Annotated in this window: 21 protein-coding genes and 1 tRNA gene; 10 read left to right on the plus strand and 12 right to left on the minus strand. The window is 34.1% G+C overall.

Annotated features, from left to right (window positions below):
- Positions 1-114: 114 nt before the first annotated feature.
- Positions 115-330: a 30S ribosomal protein S21 gene (gene rpsU, locus ACGH47_RS02030; protein ID WP_034882800.1), complete on the minus strand. Its 216-nt coding sequence runs from the start codon at positions 328-330 to the stop codon at positions 115-117.
- 189 nt (positions 331-519) lie between these two features.
- On the opposite strand from rpsU, the gene hemB reads away from it, so the two are divergent.
- Together hemB and ACGH47_RS02040 are read left to right on the plus strand one after the other, a co-directional pair.
- A complete protein-coding gene (hemB, locus tag ACGH47_RS02035; RefSeq protein WP_411622550.1) occupies positions 520-1530 on the plus strand; it encodes a porphobilinogen synthase in 1011 nt (336 codons plus the stop codon).
- A gap of 312 nt (positions 1531-1842) precedes the next feature.
- The gene (locus ACGH47_RS02040) at positions 1843-2613 is read left to right on the plus strand and encodes a hypothetical protein (RefSeq protein ID WP_267352367.1); all 771 of its coding nucleotides are present in this window, start codon (positions 1843-1845) and stop codon (positions 2611-2613) included.
- 74 nt (positions 2614-2687) lie between these two features.
- On the opposite strand, the gene nudC is transcribed toward ACGH47_RS02040, so the two are convergent.
- The 6 genes from nudC to epmB all read right to left on the minus strand — a co-directional run bounded on the left by nudC (position 2688) and on the right by epmB (position 7206).
- The gene (nudC, locus tag ACGH47_RS02045; protein ID WP_267352368.1) at positions 2688-3494 is read right to left on the minus strand and encodes an NAD(+) diphosphatase; all 807 of its coding nucleotides are present in this window, start codon (positions 3492-3494) and stop codon (positions 2688-2690) included.
- Between the two features lie 59 nt (positions 3495-3553).
- Positions 3554-5182 carry a membrane protein insertase YidC gene (gene yidC, locus ACGH47_RS02050; RefSeq protein ID WP_267380889.1) on the minus strand — a complete coding sequence of 543 codons (1629 nt, stop codon included), beginning with the start codon at positions 5180-5182 and terminating at the stop codon, positions 3554-3556.
- On the minus strand, positions 5182-5439 hold the full coding sequence (yidD, locus tag ACGH47_RS02055; RefSeq protein WP_267352429.1) for a membrane protein insertion efficiency factor YidD: 258 nt from the start codon (positions 5437-5439) through the stop codon (positions 5182-5184). The genes yidC and yidD overlap by 1 nt, the downstream gene beginning before the upstream one ends.
- Positions 5440-5471: 32 nt before the next feature.
- Positions 5472-5828, minus strand: coding sequence for a ribonuclease P protein component (rnpA, locus tag ACGH47_RS02060; protein WP_411622552.1), 357 nt, complete (start codon positions 5826-5828; stop codon positions 5472-5474).
- Between the two features lie 11 nt (positions 5829-5839).
- A complete protein-coding gene (gene rpmH / locus ACGH47_RS02065) occupies positions 5840-5980 on the minus strand; it encodes a 50S ribosomal protein L34 (RefSeq protein WP_039105005.1) in 141 nt (46 codons plus the stop codon).
- Between the two features lie 200 nt (positions 5981-6180).
- Positions 6181-7206 (minus strand): EF-P beta-lysylation protein EpmB, encoded by a 1026-nt coding sequence (epmB, locus tag ACGH47_RS02070; protein WP_267380890.1) that lies wholly within the window; start codon positions 7204-7206, stop codon positions 6181-6183.
- A gap of 32 nt (positions 7207-7238) precedes the next feature.
- Here epmB and efp point away from each other — a divergent pair, with 32 nt between their 5' ends.
- The gene (gene efp / locus ACGH47_RS02075) at positions 7239-7805 is read left to right on the plus strand and encodes an elongation factor P (protein ID WP_034882790.1); all 567 of its coding nucleotides are present in this window, start codon (positions 7239-7241) and stop codon (positions 7803-7805) included.
- A 160-nt stretch (positions 7806-7965) separates the two neighbouring features.
- On the opposite strand, the gene trmL is transcribed toward efp, so the two are convergent.
- The 4 genes from trmL to thiI form a co-directional block, all read right to left on the minus strand.
- Positions 7966-8451, minus strand: a complete 486-nt coding sequence (gene trmL, locus ACGH47_RS02080) for a tRNA (uridine(34)/cytosine(34)/5-carboxymethylaminomethyluridine(34)-2'-O)-methyltransferase TrmL (RefSeq protein ID WP_267352371.1) — start codon at positions 8449-8451, stop codon at positions 7966-7968.
- A 12-nt stretch (positions 8452-8463) separates the two neighbouring features.
- A complete protein-coding gene (gene cpxA, locus ACGH47_RS02085) occupies positions 8464-9846 on the minus strand; it encodes an envelope stress sensor histidine kinase CpxA (protein ID WP_411622553.1) in 1383 nt (460 codons plus the stop codon).
- Between the two features lie 28 nt (positions 9847-9874).
- Positions 9875-10594 (minus strand): response regulator, encoded by a 720-nt coding sequence (locus ACGH47_RS02090; RefSeq protein WP_065558927.1) that lies wholly within the window; start codon positions 10592-10594, stop codon positions 9875-9877.
- A gap of 140 nt (positions 10595-10734) precedes the next feature.
- A complete protein-coding gene (thiI, locus tag ACGH47_RS02095; protein ID WP_411605019.1) occupies positions 10735-12183 on the minus strand; it encodes a tRNA uracil 4-sulfurtransferase ThiI in 1449 nt (482 codons plus the stop codon).
- Positions 12184-12362: 179 nt separating this feature from the next.
- Here thiI and secG point away from each other — a divergent pair, with 179 nt between their 5' ends.
- The 5 genes from secG (at position 12363) to ACGH47_RS02120 (ending at position 15390) form a co-directional block, all read left to right on the plus strand.
- The gene (gene secG / locus ACGH47_RS02100; RefSeq protein WP_267361386.1) at positions 12363-12710 is read left to right on the plus strand and encodes a preprotein translocase subunit SecG; all 348 of its coding nucleotides are present in this window, start codon (positions 12363-12365) and stop codon (positions 12708-12710) included.
- Between the two features lie 7 nt (positions 12711-12717).
- A tRNA-Leu gene (locus ACGH47_RS02105) sits at positions 12718-12803 on the plus strand.
- Between the two features lie 344 nt (positions 12804-13147).
- Positions 13148-14098, plus strand: a complete 951-nt coding sequence (locus ACGH47_RS02110; RefSeq protein ID WP_411622554.1) for a hypothetical protein — start codon at positions 13148-13150, stop codon at positions 14096-14098.
- Between the two features lie 104 nt (positions 14099-14202).
- Positions 14203-14403, plus strand: coding sequence for a helix-turn-helix transcriptional regulator (locus ACGH47_RS02115; protein WP_411622555.1), 201 nt, complete (start codon positions 14203-14205; stop codon positions 14401-14403).
- Positions 14404-14619: 216 nt separating this feature from the next.
- Positions 14620-15390, plus strand: a complete 771-nt coding sequence (locus ACGH47_RS02120; protein WP_411622557.1) for an antA/AntB antirepressor family protein — start codon at positions 14620-14622, stop codon at positions 15388-15390.
- A 342-nt stretch (positions 15391-15732) separates the two neighbouring features.
- On the opposite strand, the gene ACGH47_RS02125 is transcribed toward ACGH47_RS02120, so the two are convergent.
- Positions 15733-15912: a YlcI/YnfO family protein gene (locus tag ACGH47_RS02125; RefSeq protein ID WP_065558933.1), complete on the minus strand. Its 180-nt coding sequence runs from the start codon at positions 15910-15912 to the stop codon at positions 15733-15735.
- Between the two features lie 136 nt (positions 15913-16048).
- On the opposite strand from ACGH47_RS02125, the gene ACGH47_RS02130 reads away from it, so the two are divergent.
- Entirely contained in the window at positions 16049-16390 is a 342-nt protein-coding gene (locus ACGH47_RS02130; RefSeq protein ID WP_411622559.1) for a hypothetical protein, read from the plus strand.
- A gap of 422 nt (positions 16391-16812) precedes the next feature.
- Positions 16813-17301, plus strand: a complete 489-nt coding sequence (locus ACGH47_RS02135; RefSeq protein WP_411622561.1) for a hypothetical protein — start codon at positions 16813-16815, stop codon at positions 17299-17301.
- The last annotated feature ends 296 nt before the right edge of the window (positions 17302-17597 follow it).

Genomic DNA, 17597 nt, shown 5'->3' on the forward strand with positions numbered 1-17597 from the left:
GAAAGACAACAAGCCGTACCTTGTGTACGGCTTGTAAGAATTCTTTATATTAAAAATATAACAAATTGATTTTTATATCAATTTAAATTTTAAGTATAAATAATCGCAAAAATATTAATATAAACGAGTGCGACGAGCGTTTTCTCTTTCTAATTTCTTAGCATGACGTTTAACAGCCGCTGCTTTAGCGCGTTTACGAATTGTCGTTGGTTTTTCGTAAAATTCACGGTTACGAACTTCAGCTAAAACTCCTGCTTTTTCGCAAGAACGTTTAAAACGACGTAATGCTACATCGAAAGGTTCATTTTCACGTACTTTAATTACTGGCATGTGCCTCTCACCTCAAAATTGGTTAATATCACAAAGGACTAAAAATTAGTGCGCAATTTTACCTCTAATCAACGTATGTTGTAAAGTAAAAATTTGATTTATTCTAATACAGCAAATTAATTTGCTAAACAGCTTTTGGCATCAGATAATTACTCTAATTTTAATAAGAAAAAATAAGCAGGAGCTTTTATGTCACCATTTATTACAGGTCAATATCCTAAGCGCCGACTCAGACGTAATCGGGCACAAGATTTTAGCCGACGTCTAATTGCAGAAAATAATTTAAGTGTTAATGACCTGATTTATCCGGTTTTTATTGTTGAAGGAAATCAGATTACTCAACCGGTTGCATCTATGCCAGGTGTAAACAGAATGAGCATTGATGTGTTATTGAAAGAAGCCGAACAAATTGTTCGATTAGGCATTCCGGTTTTATCTTTATTTCCCGCTATTGAACCTGAAAAAAAATCGCTTCTTGCAGAAGAAGCTTATAATGAAAATGGTTTAGTCCCAAAAGCCGTACGTGCATTAAAAAGAGAATTTCCTGAGCTTGGCATATTAACCGATGTAGCACTTGATCCTTATACGACGCATGGACAAGACGGTATTATTAATGAACATGGTTATGTTCTAAATGATGTTTCTGTCGAAACACTTGTTAAACAAGCCTTGATGCAAGCTCATGCTGGTGTTGATATTATCGCACCAAGCGATATGATGGATGGACGCATTGGCGCAATTCGTGACGAACTCGAAGCCCAAGGTTTTCATAATACGCAAATAATGGCTTATTCCGCCAAATATGCCTCGAGTTTTTATGGCCCTTTCCGAGATGCAGTCGGCTCAGCTAAAAATATAAAAGGTGGAAATAAAAAAACTTATCAACTTGACCCATCGAATAGCAATGAAGCCTTGCAAGAAATTTATCAAGATTTAAGTGAAGGTGCTGATATGGTCATGGTAAAACCCGGCATGCCTTATCTTGATATTATTCGCCGAGTGAAAGACACCTTTGCCGTTCCGACTTTTGCCTATCAAGTATCTGGGGAATATGCGATGTTAAAAGCAGCAATTGAAAATAATTGGTTAGATGAAAAATCAGCAATTATGGAATCATTACTTTGCTTTAAACGCGCTGGTGCAGATGGCATATTAAGCTATTTCTCTAAACAAGTTGCCGAATGGTTAAATAACACTTAACAAAATTAATTTTAGCCATTTATAAAATTGACATGCATAGATTTGCATGTCGATTTTTATCCGCCTCTTTATTTAAGATTTTGCTGAACATAAAATTAGTTAACCTATTATAAAATATCTAGATTTTAAAATCATCTTAATTGTTAATCGTCCATTAATTTAGTTTTCTTAAAATTTCAATATCGCGAAAAAATTTCTTAAAAAAACTTCAAAATTTACAAATCAGAATAATGTAAAAAAGTGTTAGCTCACCTACTTGTTAAGCTAAATATCTGATAATATTTGTGATAACAAGTGATTAGGGAGTAATAAATGATTTATGAATTAGTTCCATCTGAATTACACAATGATCTTAATAATTTTCTTCATAACTTAAGAAGAATAACTCTGCAACGTTTTGAAGCATGTCCATTTTGTGGTAAAAGCGATTTTTATTTGATTCGGACAAACCCGACCAACACTTATCGTTGTAAAGCATGCAATAAGTATTCTACCGCGGCGACGAATACTCCTTTCAATCGTTTGACACCATTTAATTGGTTAGAAATAATATTCACTTACCGTATAAAAAATAAAAGCTATCAATATATTGCCAAAAAATTAGCATGTTCACTTGAAAAAGTTATACGACGCGATCATGCAATCATTCAATATTTAAAAATAAATTATACTTGTTTATACAGGTGGTATACCGATAATAAACAAGCCAAAATCACCACAACCTTAGAAGAACAACATCAAGTCATGAACACCAAAATAATGGCATTACTCAATGAAAAAACACCTACTTGTCTCCATTGTGGATCATCAGAAACAATCAAAGTCGGAACACGAACATGCTATCGATGTAAACGTTGCCGACAAAGTTTTAATATTTTAGGTGATACCCAATTAAATAAATTACCTAGAGCAGACTTATGGTTACAATTTATCGATTTATTAGTATCAGGTGAAAATAATTTACAAATCGAAAAAAAGATGAATTTTAGCAGTAACACTGTCAGACGTTGGCGTTCTGCATGGTGTGACATGATGAAAAACTGGGATTGTAATGCATTAGCGGTATGGTGTAGCCGTCACTAAAATATGAATATTTTTAAGAAAACAAAATGAAAACGTTTAAACTTAAAAATATTCATTAAACCGATAAAACAACTTTAATCTTCACCAAATTTATCGTAATCACGACATAGCGCAATCGTATCTTCGATTAACCGTCTTGCTATTGTGCCATATTCTGGGATTTTAGGAAGATTGGAATAATGATACCAACCAGCATCAACTAATTCGTTTTTATCTATTTGTATCTCTCCGCTGTCATAATCAGCTAAATACGCCATCATTAGCGAATTAGGGAATGGCCACGGTTGTGATGCCACATAACGGATATTTTTTATTTGTATCTTGGATTCTTCGAAAACTTCCCGCTTAACGGCCATTTCCATTGTTTCGCCAATTTCAGTAAATCCCGCCAAGACAGTATATAAATCATCCTGATTATGACGAACATGCTTTGCAAGTAAAATTTTATTTTTGTCTCGAATAGCAACAATGATAGAAGGTGAGATTTGTGGATAATAACGCTCTTTACAGTTATCACACATACAACACCATTCCGTCTTACTGATATACATCTTGCTTCCACAATAGCCACAATACTTGTGAGAACGATAAAATTCAGATAATTGAACCGCTCTCCCTGCCATATGGAATAATGACTGATCGGCTTCATAGGTAAGCAAAGATCGAATTGAACTCATAGAGTTTTTCATTTGCTTGCAAATAAGCCAAGCCGTTTGTCCATTCCATTCACCGATTGGTTGTGCAAGCTCTTGAGTAAAACCCAGTTCGTTTGCTTGTCCAAACGGCACTTTACCATTCGGTAACCATAGACGCCCATTTTGACTAACAAACCAATATCCCTTTTCATCTCCGGTTAAATGTAATTGTTGCTGTATATTCATAATTAATACTCAAAAACAGATACGAAAAAGGAGGATTTTACTCCTCCTTCAAATTCTCATTATTTCTTTTTCTTTTCGTGAAGACCTTTTTTCTCTAATTCCCAATAGATAATACGTTGCTGCGCAATCGTAAATAAATTACTGACAATATAGTATAAAACTAAGCCAGATGGGAACCATAAGAAGAATACCGTAAAGATTAATGGCATATAGGTCATCAATTTTTGTTGTAATGGGTCTGTGACAGGTGTTGGTGACATCTTCTGAATTAAGAACATTGTCCCACCCATTAATAACGGTAAAATATAATATGGATCTTGTGCTGATAAGTCATGAATCCAAAGGGCAAATGGCGCATGACGGAGTTCGACACTATTACCTAACATATAGAATAATGACAAGAAAATTGGCATTTGAATCAACAGTGGTAAACAACCCCCTAACGGATTCACTTTTTCTTGCTTATAAAGCGCCATGGTTTCCATGCCCATTTTTTGTCGGTCATCACCATAACGCTCTTTTAACGCTTGTAAACGAGGTTGTAATAACTTCATTCTAGCCATTGAGCGATATTGCGCACGTGTTAATGGGAATAAAATACCACGAACGATAAACGTGATAGCAATGATTGCAATTCCCCAATTACCAACAAAACTTTGGATAAATTTCAATAAATAAAATAGAGGTTGAGATAAGAACCATAACCAACCATAATCCACAATTAAATCAAGATGTTTTGCTGTTTGCTTTAATTCGCTTTGAATTTCAGGCCCTAACCACAATTTTGCACTAATCGTTTGCGTACTGCCTGCTTGCACTGTCGTGGATTCACCTTTAAAACCAATGGTTGCTTGCGAATTCTTCGCTGCAGCTCGAGAATAGAATAAATTCTTCTGATCCTGTGTTGGAACCCAAGCCGATGCAAAATAGTGTTGCAACATCGCAACCCAGCCTGTTGTTGTTTCGATAGATAACGCTTTATTTTTAATATCATCAAAACTGTATTTGCTATAATTTGTATCAGCGCTAGAGTAAGCCGTACCACGGAAAGCACTTAGCCCTAATCCACCACCGCCTTCAGTCACGGCATCATGAGGTAACTCAATAGTCTGTTTTAACTGCCCATACATCGCAACTTCAACAGACGTTGAACTTTGGTTATCAATTGCGTACTCAACATCAATTGCATAACTGCCACGATGTAACACATAATATTTGGTGTATTTCACGCCATTGATTTGATAACTGAGCGGTACGCGCAGTTCATCTTGCCCGTCAGCTAACGTATATTCGGTCTGCGCTGTTTGATAAACAGGACGTTGAGAGTTTTGCGTCGCATTATCAGGGCCATCTTTACCGGTTAAACCACTTTCGGCAATATAAACATAATCAGGACGTGAGGTTAACAATTGAAAAGGTGTACCTGAATGGAGAGTCTGCTCATATTTTAATAATTGAGCCGCTTGCACATCACCGCCATAAGTATTAATGGTAAGTGAAAGAACATCTGATTTGACAATAATGCTCTTACCAAGCAGTGAAGCATCATTCGAATCATTATCACTAACATGTTGTGTCATTTGATTGGTAATAGGTGGTTTAGGGGCATGATCCTCTTCCCAAGCCTTCCAAATAAAAAACGATACAAAAAGTAAAGCAATAACTAAAATATTACGTTGAGATCCCATTAGTGTTTTTCTCTATTGTTTTTAATATTAGGAGGAACAAGATCTTCTCCTCCCTCATGTAAAGGGTGACATTTTAATACACGTTTCACTGTTAGCCAACCTCCTTTTAATAATCCAAAGCGTCTTAGCGCAATTATTGCATACTGAGAACACGTTGGGGTAAAGCGACATTTTGGACCAAATAAAGGGCTAATGACTTTTTGATAAACACGAATCATTAAAACAAAAATATTTATTATCAATAATTTACAAGCCATTACATGCTGTTTGATAATCAATAAAATTTTGTTCAAATTTGGTGTTTGCCGACAATTTTTTGGCATAGTTTATCTAATGTAGCGAAAAGTTGTTGATTATCTAATTCTATAACAGGTTGCTTCGCCATTAAAATAAAATCAATGTTAGGTAATTGATGTTGATGATGACGGAAATACTCTTTAGCAAGTCGTTTGATCCGATTACGCTCATGTGCTCGCTTAACCTGCTTTTTAGCTATAGCAAACCCCAAACGTGGATGCGATAACTGGTTTTTACGAGTAATTAGCGTAAGAAAAGGCGATCCCACTCGTGTGGACTCTTGAAAAACATAATTGAAATCAAAGGGAGTTAACAAGCGCAACTCCCGAGGAAAAGTGAGTTTAGTCACTCAACTTTAAATTAGCTAGAAACAGTTAAACGAGCACGGCCTTTAGCACGACGGCGAGCAAGAACTTGACGACCGTTTTTAGTAGCCATACGTGCACGGAAACCGTGAGTTCTGTTGCGTTTTAATACTGATGGTTGAAATGTGCGTTTCATGACGATTTATATCCAAATCTAATTTATCAACAAGTTGTAGAGTAAAAACTCCACAGCATTAATTAAAGAGGTCGGAATTATAGAGGCTATTTTATTTTTCGTCAATGAGATTTTAAAAGATAAATGATATAAAAATAACCTAAAATAGCCGTCACTGCCGTAAGTATCAGATATCATGTCACCCTTTAATTTCGAATAAATTAATCATTAAAAGTTAGAACTCGCTTACTTTTTTCACCGCCGACTTCACGTGCTAATTTAGGAACTAAATAACCCGATACCTGTTCAGATAACTGCTTCATTAATTGTTTAGCGTGCTTGTCTTCTACTAAAAAATGAGCGGCACCTTGTACTTTATCTAATAAATGTATGTAATAAGGCAAAATACCATTATCAAACAGCTTATTACTCAATTGTGCTAACGTCGTCACATTATCATTAATATTTTTCAATAACACACTTTGATTAAGAACGGTCACATTATGTTGCTTTAATTGATTAACCGCTTGTGACACATCATCATCAATTTCATTAGGATGATTAATATGCGTGACAACAACAATTTGTAAACGACTTTTAGCAAAAAGTCGACAAAGTGTAGCGGTAATACGAGAAGGAATCACTACCGCTAAACGGGTATGAATGCGTAGCCGCTTAACATGCTTAATTTTTTCTAATTCACTGATTAAATAATCCAACTCATGATCTTTAGCCATTAATGGATCACCACCAGATAATATGATTTCATCAAGTTCTGGATGATTCGCAATATAATCTAATGCAACCGTTAAATTTTTTTTATTACCCTGATTTTCATGATAAGGAAAATGTCGCCTAAAACAGTAACGGCAATTAATCGCACATGCCGTTTTAGTCATCAACAAGGCTCGATTGTGATATTTATGCAATAATCCCGGAATAGCGTTATCTTGTTCTAGCAACGGATCGGCACTAAAACCACTAACTTCAATCATTTCATTATCATTACAAAGCACTTGTAACAATAGCGGATCCGTATAGTCACCCTTCTTCATTCGATGAATAAAAGCCATAGGAACTCGAAGCGGAAACTGTTTTTTCGCTTGTTTCATTGATATAGAAATCGTATCTGGATCCAAATCTAAATAACAATAAAGTTGCTTGATATCGGTCACAACATTAGCAAGATCAAAAATCCAGTCATCTTTATTTGGTAGTTCAACTTTTTGCTGTATAATATGGCTCATTTTTGTAATTCAGAATGATAGTTGGAGCTTTTATGGCATCTTATAGTACTAATGAGTTTAAAGCCGGTCTTAAAATAATGCAAGATGGTGAGCCGTGCGTAATTGTTGAAAACGAATTTTATAAACCCGGAAAAGGGCAAGCAATTAACCGCGTTAAAATTAAAAAATTACTTTCTGGTAAAACCGTTGATAAAACGTTCAAATCAGGTGAATCAGTTGAAGCTGCCGATGTTGTCGATATGAATCTAACCTATTTATATACCGACGGTGAATTTTGGCACTTCATGAATAACGACACATTTGAACAATTATCTGCTGATGCGAAAGCAGTTGGAGATAACGCTAAATGGTTAGTTGATCAAGCAGAATGTATCTTAACATTATGGAACGGACAACCTATTGCCGTTACTCCACCTAACTTTGTTGAACTTGAAGTTATCGAAACAGATCCAGGTTTAAAAGGTGATACAGCAGGAACTGGCGGTAAACCAGCAACATTATCAACTGGTGCTGTTGTCCGTGTACCACTGTTTGTACAAATTGGTGAAGTACTTAAAGTTGATACACGTTCAGGCGAATACGTTTCACGTGTTAAATAAAATCGGTTAAGTATCTTAACGATTGAAAGAATATAGCGAGGCTTAAACAGTCTGGCTATATTCCAAACAACATTCAACAAAGCTATCTGTTAACATTGATAAAACAACTAAACTCTTTTTTCATTCTTCATTTCTAGTTTTTCAAACAACGACTAAATAGTTATTTAGCACCGATATAACCTAATTGTCGCCATGATTCATAAACTACCACCGCAACGGAGTTAGATAAATTCATGCTACGGCTATTGGCTAACATAGGAATGCGAATTTTATGATCTTGTGGAAGCACATCAAGTATAGAAGCTGGTAATCCCCGTGTTTCTGGGCCAAACATCAAAAAGTCATTGTGTTTATAACTGACTTCACTATGTGACTTTTGCCCTTTTGTGGTTAATGCATAAACTTGGGTGGCTAAATCAAGTTGGTTTGATTCTAAAAAATGATGAATATTTTTATAACGTTTTACATCGACAAACTCTTGATAATCCAATCCTGCACGCCTAAGTTTTTTATCATCCCAAAAGAATCCCATTGGTTCAATAATATGTAAATTAAAGCCCGTATTTGCACAAAGACGGATAATATTACCTGTATTAGCAGGAATTTCGGGTTCGAATAAAACAATATTTAATGGCGCTTTAGACACAACAATTCTCTTCTATTTTTTATTTTGAATAGGCAATACTATCACAACTCTTAGTCCCCCTAACGAACTTTTCTCTGCTTTAACTGTTCCGTGGTCTCGTGTAATCGCATTACAAACAATAGCTAAACCTAAACCTGTCCCACCTGATTCACGATCTCGTGCTTCGCTGGTACGATAAAAGGGTCTAAAGATCTGTTCTAATTCATTATCTGCCACCCCTAACCCATCATCGTCAATAGTAATAGTTAGGTGTTTATGATGAGCGACAAAATCCACCACAATTTTATGATTTGAATAACGAAAAGCATTGCGTATTACATTTTCAAGCGCACTACATAACGCCGCAGGATAACACAAAATAGTCTGATTGCTGGGTGGATTCATAATTAAGAAATCTTTTCCAATTTGTTCTGCTTCAAATGTGGCATTATCAAGCACTTGCTTAAATAACACATTAATACTATTTAATTCCCGAATCTCATTATTATCATATTGATGTCTGGCTAATGATAATAGATCACCAATCATGGCATCGAGTTTTAAGGCTTCATTATTAATACGAGTGACTTCTGTACCTTCGCCTTGCTTACGACGCAATAATGATGCGGCAAGCTGTAAACGTGTTAATGGTGTTCGTAATTCATGAGAGATATCGGAAAACAAACGTTGCTGAGATTCTTGCATTCGTTTCAGTTCCCGTAACATATGGTTAAAACTTGCACCTGTTGCTTTATACTCAGAAGAACCAATTGTTTCGAGATCTGGCCACTCTTGTAAATTACCTTTAGCAACCTGATCAGCTGCACTTTTTAAACGTCTTGCTGGTTTTGCGATACTCCAAGATAACCAAAGTAAAAATGGCGAGCTAATTAACATTGTTAATGCTAACAACAAAAAGGGATGATCGAAGATAAGGCTAACAAACTGTGATTGAATATCCGATGCTGGTTGTAAAACATACAATTTATATTGCTCTTTAGCGTAATTAACCAGAAATGGACCGATGATTTCTTGCGAACCATAAATCTTTTTAGCAGGATCATCAACATTATGAGATTTTTCACTAAAGTTTTTTACTAAATCTATGTTTTTAGTATCTGCGGTTATGATTTGCTCATTGGGTGTTAAGATAAATAAGAATTGTTCGGATTTTTGATGATTATCCATAACAACAATAAAACGCATCCACCAACGAAAACTATTTTTAGGAACATTGATTAGCTCTTTTTCGAGCTGATTAGCGAGTATATTGCCAGTTTCTTTTTCTTTATTCGCCAAATAAGTTAAATTTCGGGAATCCAGAGTCGGCAAAACGATAATCAGCATCAAAAAAAAAGCTATTGTCAGTAAGAATATAGTGAATATTCGGATAGTCAGACGATCAAAAATCCACATATCTTCTTACCTTTTTAATAAACAACATCTAACTTTGTAACAGATCATCATTCTGATCTACGACAAATAGATAGCCCTTAGATCGCAATGTTTTAATCCACGGTAAGCCATCACTACGGGGTGGAAGCTTTTTACGTAAATTAGAAACATGAACATCAATTGAACGCGCAAGAGGAATAAACTCTTTACCAAGCACTGTTTCACTCAAGGTATCACGAGAAATTATTTTTCCTGCATTTTCAAGAAGTTTTAATAATATTTGAAATTCGGTGCCTGTTAATTCAATATATTTGTCATCAAAAGAAACAGATTGTTGCTTTCGATTAACGGTTAATTTATCAATCGTATATTGAAGAGACTTCTCACCAAAGCCACCAACTAAATTATCCCAACGTTTACGACGTAATAGTGCGTTAATCCGCGCAACTAACTCCCTATCATTAAATGGTTTCAAGATATAATCATCTGCACCAAGTTCAAGTCCAATAATTTTGTCAAACTCGTTGTCTTTAGCTGTTAAAAAAATAACTGGAACCGTGTATTTATTTCTAAGTTGAGATAAAACACTTAATCCATTCATTTCAGGCATCATAATATCAAGTAATATAAGATCAATGGTATTATCAAACTTATCTAAAGCCTGTACTCCATTATTAGCTGTTACAACTTCAAATCCTTCTAATTCTAATAATTCACACAACAACGAGGCTATCTCTGGATCATCATCAACTACAAGTAATTTGTTCATTACAACCCTCTTAATCCTATTGATTCATAATATTTATATTTTAATTAAAATTAATCCTATTATTGATATAGCTTTTATTTTTTCCTTACCGTTATTATATATGCAAAAAGTGCTAACAATATACAAAATTCTTAGCAATTTTATTCTTTAAATATTTTAACGTTACAAAAACCCTGTTCAATAAGGTATAAAGCCTGTAATTTACTCATTACACCTCGTGCACAATAAAGTAAATATTGCTTAGATTGATCTAAATCGCCGAATTGAGTGGCCAACTTATAAAATGGAATAAGCTTAACTTCAACATCGCTTAATTCAAGAGGCTGATCTTCTTGTTCATCTGGGGAACGAATATCAATAACCACATGTTCATCATTAAGTTTACTAACAGTTTCTACTTGCTTGATAGTTGTATCGGCTTGTTTAGCAATTTCGCGGATATCGATATTTTCAGCTTCGTCAACCGCCTTATCTAAAATAGAAAAATCAAAATTCAACTCTTCGGCTTCAATTTTTTCTTTTACTGCTTTCACGGTTGGACTTTTCGAAATCACACCACAAAATTCTGGCATCGTTTTAGCAATATCTTCCGTTCCAATCTGACGAGCAAGATTAATAATGGTTTCTTTATCATGCGTAATAAGAGGACGTAACACTAAAGTATCACTAACATTATCGATTAAGCGTAAATTGGTTAAAGTTTGACTTGAGACTTGCCCTAAAGCCTCACCAGTCACTAACGCTTCGACCTTATAGCGCTGAGCAATTTTTGAGGCAGCTCGAATCATCATTCGTTTAAGAATAACGCCCATTTGACCGTCATCCACCTTTTCAAGAATCTCACCTACCACGTCGGCAAAATCGATAGCAATAAAACGGACTTTATGCGAACTCCCAAAACGCTCCCATAAATAATGCGCCATCTGTTTAACACCAATTTCATGTGTCTTACCGCCAAGATTAAAAAAGCAATAATGAACACGACAGCCACGTCTAATGAGCATATAGCTTGACACACCAGAATCAAAACCGCCTGAAATTAACGAAATCACATCTTCTTGTGTGCCTGTTGGAAACCCACCAATACCATCATATCGACCTTTAACAAGCAACAACTTATCTTTATCAATTTCTAAATTAACGGTAATGTCAGGGCGAGTTAATTTCACTTTAGATGAAGCAACATATTGATTAAGCCCCCCACCGACATAACGCTCAACATCAATCGAGGTAAAATCATGTTTTCCTCGACGTTTAACCCGTACACAAAATGATTTGTTTTCGATTAACGGCGCATAGTAATTCAATGCTTTTTCGAATATGTCGTGAATATCCACATAAGGCAGCTCATCGACCGCTAAAATATGATGAATACCGGGAATCCGGATTAATAAATCAAGAATTTGCGCTTCACTGTTGGCAACTTTTGGACGGACTTCAATAAAATCCCAATGACGAATAACCGCAACGTCTTCAATATGACGTTTCAAAATGTTACGAATATTACTGGTCAATATTTTTATAAAACGTAAACGAACAGATTCACTTTTAATGGTAATTTCAGGAAACAGCTTAACAATAAATTTCATAAAACAACGATACTATAATAAAAATGGCGACATTATACTGATTTTTACCCCGGAAACATACAATTGATTACGATAAATACAGAAAATAAGAAAATATACTTGCTTGTTTGTCACACTTTCGCTAATATTTCGCATCTATAAATTTTTGTTGTATAACACTTAAAAAGTGACAGGTTAAAATGTACGGAATTTTAATAGCAGGTTATTTGGTTATTGCTTTAGCAATAATTGTACTAGTATTAATACAGCGTGGTAAAGGTGCTGAAATGGGCTCTTCATTTGGGGCAGGTGCATCTGCAACCTTATTTGGTTCATCAGGCAGTGGTAACTTTTTAACACGTACAACTACCGTTTTAGGTGTGCTATTCTTTGCATTAAGCATTGTGTTATCTAACATGGTCGGTACCAGTAAATTCAGTCACATTGACGTGAATGAAAGTACGCCTGTGACAACACAACAAAATACAAGCGAACAAGCAACACAACAAACAACAAATGATAATCCGACATCGGATATTCCAAATTAATTACGGCGCCGTGGTGGTGAAATTGGTAGACACGCTATCTTGAGGGGGTAGTGCTCTAAGGGCATGCGGGTTCAAGTCCCGCCCACGGCACCAATTCAATAATCAGCAACATTCTTCAAAATCCTTTAAAGCACATCAAAATCAGCATAAATAAGGCTTAAAACCTATTTTTACTTTTAAATATAATCTTAATCTTTTTGTTATAAAATTGATTTATTTGTCATTTATAAAGTAAAACAATTTTATTTAAAACACTGCAAATAAAATCCCCTCTTTTCATTAGTATTCACTACCTCAAATTTGACTTTATGAATATAAACACAGTGCTATAATGTAGCTAACTGAATATTATAATATTATTTGCATCTAGGCTGATCCCCGAACATTCGCAACCCTAGCGAACTGGTGCAAATATCTATTAGGGGCGTGAGGGGCGTATGAATCATTCTAAACTATTGACATTAAAAAGATATGTGACCTTATCAGAGGCAGCTGAACGGTTAACTAGATTATTTGGGGAATCAGTTACAGTTATTGATATTTTAGAGTGGGTTTTAGATAAAAAAATAGTTTTATCGGTTAAATTTCCTTATGGAGTAAAAGTAATTGCTTGTAAATACGGGGATCATAGGCAGCTACAAAGTGATTTCGATAGAATGATATTTGGAATGTTTCATGCTCCCAAAGAGCTTAGAAATGAACATTCAAGAAATACAGAAGAATATAAAAAATTAGAGATGGAATATTTAAAGGATCAATATAAACATCTGCTTTCTAATCTACAAGAAAAATATGAAAATGAACAGCCAGATATATATCAAGAATATCTAAAATATAAAGACAAATTCACATTTGATTTTTATATGGAAGAGCTAGTTTTAGTTACAAAAGGAACTATTGGTAAATCATTTTATTTAGATAAGGATATTTATGATTTTCCTTTGGTAGGAACAGAAAGAGTTTGGATTGAAAATCTTATTTCTTCATTAAAACAGCATACTGTAGTTGAACGATTTGTGATTGATGGTAGCTTTCTTCTCGATGAAGATGGAAATATTTTAAGTCTTAGAGAGCAGTTTGAGGATAGCCCAGAAGATTATCCTGCAGATAATTTACCTGAGGATCATGAGTTGGTTATTACGACCAAGCATTTATTAGAGTTTGAGCAGTCTTTAATGGGAAATGATGATAGTATTGACTATAAATATTCACAATTATTACTTGCTTCAATATTGAAAATTTTGAAAGAATCTAGCCCTAAAAAATGGACTCAAGGGGAGTTATCTGATTTGATTTCAGAACAATCACAATTCAAAGGGTTAGGAAAAAGGAAAATTGATTCTTTCTTTTCTCAATGTAATAAATTATTATATAATTCAATAAAATAGGATAATAATATTTTGCATGCAAAAATTTAATTTTGTGTGCAATGATATATTTTATTAACAGTTATATCCTTTACCTGTCTTTAAACATCAGGAGAATATAGCTAATGACCAATCAAATTTTATCCAAAAAAGATGTAAAAACCTTACTTCACTTCAAAAGTGACTCTAGCCTTTATACGCCAGAACAGAAAGATGAAACCTTTCACCTAAAAATCAGAATAGGTTTACGCCTTGTTGGCTATCGAGCTGATGAAATTTATTCTTGGCTTGAATCTCGCAAAGTAGGACGTCGCGAGGTGGCATAATGGAGATAAAGCAAAACCCTTTATATGACGAAATAGTAAAGGGCTTCGATTGGAACTTAGGCGCCTCCAATCATAGCCAATCTTGCTATAAGTGTCTACATAAAAAGATAACCATTTAGTTAATTATTTAAAAACAAAGCGCATTTTTGCGCTGACGGTATCCCCTTGCCTAAATTTAGCTAAATGGGGAATAAACAGATAGAATTGGAGAAAAAAATGGCAAATATAATTAATTTAGTACCAGTAACCGAAACGCAATTAAACGGCAAATTACAGCAAACAGTTAGCGCAAAGGATTTGCATAATTACTTAAACGTAGGAAATGATTTTTTAACCTGGATAAAGGGAAGAATAAAAGAATATGGGCTTATTAACAATGATGATTTTCTAATCATTGATTCATCAGAATTTAGGAATCAAAGCACAAATAACGAGCAACAAATAAAATGGACAAGTGAGCGAGGTGGAGATCGTAAAAGTACAGATTACATCCTGACAATCGGAACCGCTAAAGTATTAGCAATGATTGAAAACAACGAAAAAAGTAGAGCAATAAGAAAGTACTTTATTCGTTGTGAACAACATTTTAAGGAAATTGAGCCTGTAATCCAAAAGAAAGAGCTTAAGCGGTTAAAAGCACGCATTGAGGTGGCAAATTATACCCGTCCTATGCGTGATGCATTAACTTTACAAAGGTTATCACAGGGTAAAAAGACTAAAACATATCACTACACTAATGAATTTAATATGATTAATGGTATTGTGCTTGGTATGTCTGCGAAGGATTTTAGAAAAGCACATAATATCACTGGTGATATTCGCGACTATCTTAATGAACAGCAGCTTAATCACCTAGCCTACCTAGAAAAATCAAATATTACATTAATTGATATGGGGTGGGATTACGAAAAACGAAAACCAGAGCTTATCAAGCTATCAAAAAGCTATATGATTCGGTTATTGGGCGATGAAGCATTATGTCCTTAAATGCTAATTTAAACTATTTAAAAGCCCTAGCAATAGGGCAATCTATCCACTCCCTAAATAATCACTTAGTAGATCGCAACGGCACGATTAACGCTATCCAAAAGGTGAAATCTTTCTTCTTGGTTAGCAATGAAGATTTTCTACTAGCAATAGCCAATCAAATAGCTACTTTTTAGGAATAATTTAATTTTTCGACATACTGGCAAGATTTAATATTGAATTTAAAAAGTAGGTTTTGCACGTCCATAAAAAAAGAAAATAAGGAATTTAAGGGAATAATAATAAAGAACCCATAGCGAGAATAAAACCAATACCACTAATCAGTGGTATTAAGTTAAAAGACTATTTCTTTTTTGATTTAGCTAGCTTTTCACGACAAGCATCCTTGACCCATGCGCTAAAGTTACTATTTTCTTGTAATATTTGTCTTTCGATTAGTTCAAGTAAATCGTCTTCGAAACGGATTATTTTAGATGTACTTTTGGAACGATCAAAACTTCTTTTTTTATTTTCTTCTTGCATTGGTTTATACCATTATGTTAGATTATTAGTTAATGGTTTATACCATACTAAAGGTAAGACCATTAAAAAGCAATGCCTCGAAGTGCTACCAACACTATCGAAGCATCTAACCACAAACATTATACGGAGTAATGCTATGGCTAATAGTAATGATACCCTATACCCTGAAAACGGGCAACTTGACCTGTCTAATTTACTTTCTGTCTTAAATCTTTATAAGGCGGATTTTCCTGTCGAACATTTATCACGAGTAGAGAGCCATTTTGAAGAACTGCAACAATCGATTTTAGGTGGAATCGGTGCGATTGGTAATTTAATGTTCTGGGCTTGTGAAAATGAGGATTTTACCGAGCAAAGCCTTAAAAATGATATGCGTGACATAGGTTATTTGTTCATACAATTAAGAGATTTGGCTTGTTTCGCTACCAATCAAAGAAATCTACTCAATGCCAAACTTAGCAATAAGGAAGGTAAATAATATGTTGAACTCAAATCATAATATTAAATTGTTTATATTTTATAACATGTCACTTGCACAGGTAGTCAAAACGCTGGTGTTCATAGCCCATAAACAGGTAAAAGTAATACGGTTATCGGCACAATGGACACTTTATGCATATATTGAGTATGCTTTAAACACAGGGCTTAACAAGCCCCCTTTTACTAAACAGCTTTGGCACATCATTAGATTAGGCTATAAATGAAAACCATAAGGCTTATATTAAAAAACGTAATAACACTGGGATGGGAAAAAAATTACAAATAAATTGAGACATGAATAAAGATTGGCTATGAAGAGCAGAATAATTTAGTTGATTGTTATTATTTGTTATCATATAAACCGCCTAATTTTGGTGGTTTTATTAATAACAAAGTTTCAAACAACTAATGGGATAGTTTATGGATAGCATTAAATCTAAAATAGAAAATATTGAAAAAATTCAAAAACAAAAATTAGAGTTACAAGAAAAATTAAACCAAACAGATTTTGAATTAACACAATTAGTCAATGAGGTTATTTCATACAAACAGGAAGATGAAAAAATAAAAAACAAGCTACATGATTTCTTAAGTTTTTTCTTTATCCATATTAGAAACTTAAATTCATCTCTAGCTTTTTGGGGAATAAGTATTACCTGTGTAATACTTGTTGAACTAAAGAAAAAATTCGGAACTACATTCTTTATAATAGGTTTTGTTATATCAGCAGCTCCTTTGTTGTTTTCTTTAATCGATATTTTGTGCAGTATCTCTAAAGTTAAATCTAAATTTATTCAAGTATTATTATTGTTTTTACCATTTTTAGCTTATCTAATCATAATTATTGGTGCGTTAGTTATTTTTTATAATTCTTTTGATGTTGCACAAAAAATCCATCAACTATCATAAATCGAGTTTCAATTAAAAGGTAAACACTGGTGAACACTTTTTTTACAAAATTTTATTTTTATGGAGGTAAGGTAATAGTCTGCAACTTTTCAAATGGACACCGCCCACCAGTCAAATTTTTACACCGTCAAAATTTCAAAATCAATTTTTCAACTTTTCAACTTGGCAAAATAAAAAAGCCTAATTTATAGAGTTATCTTTTATTTTGGGGGTACAAATGGGATTACACCAAACTAATAAAACAAAAAAATACTACTTAAAAAAACGATTTAAAAGGCATATTTCAAGTCCCGCCC

The sequence above is a fragment of the Gilliamella sp. CG16 genome (assembly GCF_046635785.1).
Classification (GTDB): Bacteria; Pseudomonadota; Gammaproteobacteria; order Enterobacterales; family Orbaceae; genus Gilliamella; species Gilliamella apicola_I.

Coding starts and splice junctions, on each gene's coding strand:
- rpmH (WP_039105005.1), bottom strand. CDS start 5,980: ATGAAACGCACATTTCAACCATCAGTATTAAAACGCAACAGAACTCAC.
- ACGH47_RS02130 (WP_411622559.1), top strand. CDS start 16,049: ATGGCTAATAGTAATGATACCCTATACCCTGAAAACGGGCAACTTGAC.
- ACGH47_RS02120 (WP_411622557.1), top strand. CDS start 14,620: ATGGCAAATATAATTAATTTAGTACCAGTAACCGAAACGCAATTAAAC.
- thiI (WP_411605019.1), bottom strand. CDS start 12,183: ATGAAATTTATTGTTAAGCTGTTTCCTGAAATTACCATTAAAAGTGAA.
- yidD (WP_267352429.1), bottom strand. CDS start 5,439: ATGGCTTGTAAATTATTGATAATAAATATTTTTGTTTTAATGATTCGT.
- nudC (WP_267352368.1), bottom strand. CDS start 3,494: ATGAATATACAGCAACAATTACATTTAACCGGAGATGAAAAGGGATAT.
- rpsU (WP_034882800.1), bottom strand. CDS start 330: ATGCCAGTAATTAAAGTACGTGAAAATGAACCTTTCGATGTAGCATTA.
- ACGH47_RS02135 (WP_411622561.1), top strand. CDS start 16,813: ATGGATAGCATTAAATCTAAAATAGAAAATATTGAAAAAATTCAAAAA.
- hemB (WP_411622550.1), top strand. CDS start 520: ATGTCACCATTTATTACAGGTCAATATCCTAAGCGCCGACTCAGACGT.
- secG (WP_267361386.1), top strand. CDS start 12,363: ATGTACGGAATTTTAATAGCAGGTTATTTGGTTATTGCTTTAGCAATA.
- yidC (WP_267380889.1), bottom strand. CDS start 5,182: ATGGGATCTCAACGTAATATTTTAGTTATTGCTTTACTTTTTGTATCG.
- ACGH47_RS02110 (WP_411622554.1), top strand. CDS start 13,148: ATGAATCATTCTAAACTATTGACATTAAAAAGATATGTGACCTTATCA.
- efp (WP_034882790.1), top strand. CDS start 7,239: ATGGCATCTTATAGTACTAATGAGTTTAAAGCCGGTCTTAAAATAATG.
- ACGH47_RS02125 (WP_065558933.1), bottom strand. CDS start 15,912: ATGCAAGAAGAAAATAAAAAAAGAAGTTTTGATCGTTCCAAAAGTACA.
- cpxA (WP_411622553.1), bottom strand. CDS start 9,846: ATGTGGATTTTTGATCGTCTGACTATCCGAATATTCACTATATTCTTA.
- ACGH47_RS02090 (WP_065558927.1), bottom strand. CDS start 10,594: ATGAACAAATTACTTGTAGTTGATGATGATCCAGAGATAGCCTCGTTG.
- epmB (WP_267380890.1), bottom strand. CDS start 7,206: ATGAGCCATATTATACAGCAAAAAGTTGAACTACCAAATAAAGATGAC.
- ACGH47_RS02040 (WP_267352367.1), top strand. CDS start 1,843: ATGATTTATGAATTAGTTCCATCTGAATTACACAATGATCTTAATAAT.
- ACGH47_RS02115 (WP_411622555.1), top strand. CDS start 14,203: ATGACCAATCAAATTTTATCCAAAAAAGATGTAAAAACCTTACTTCAC.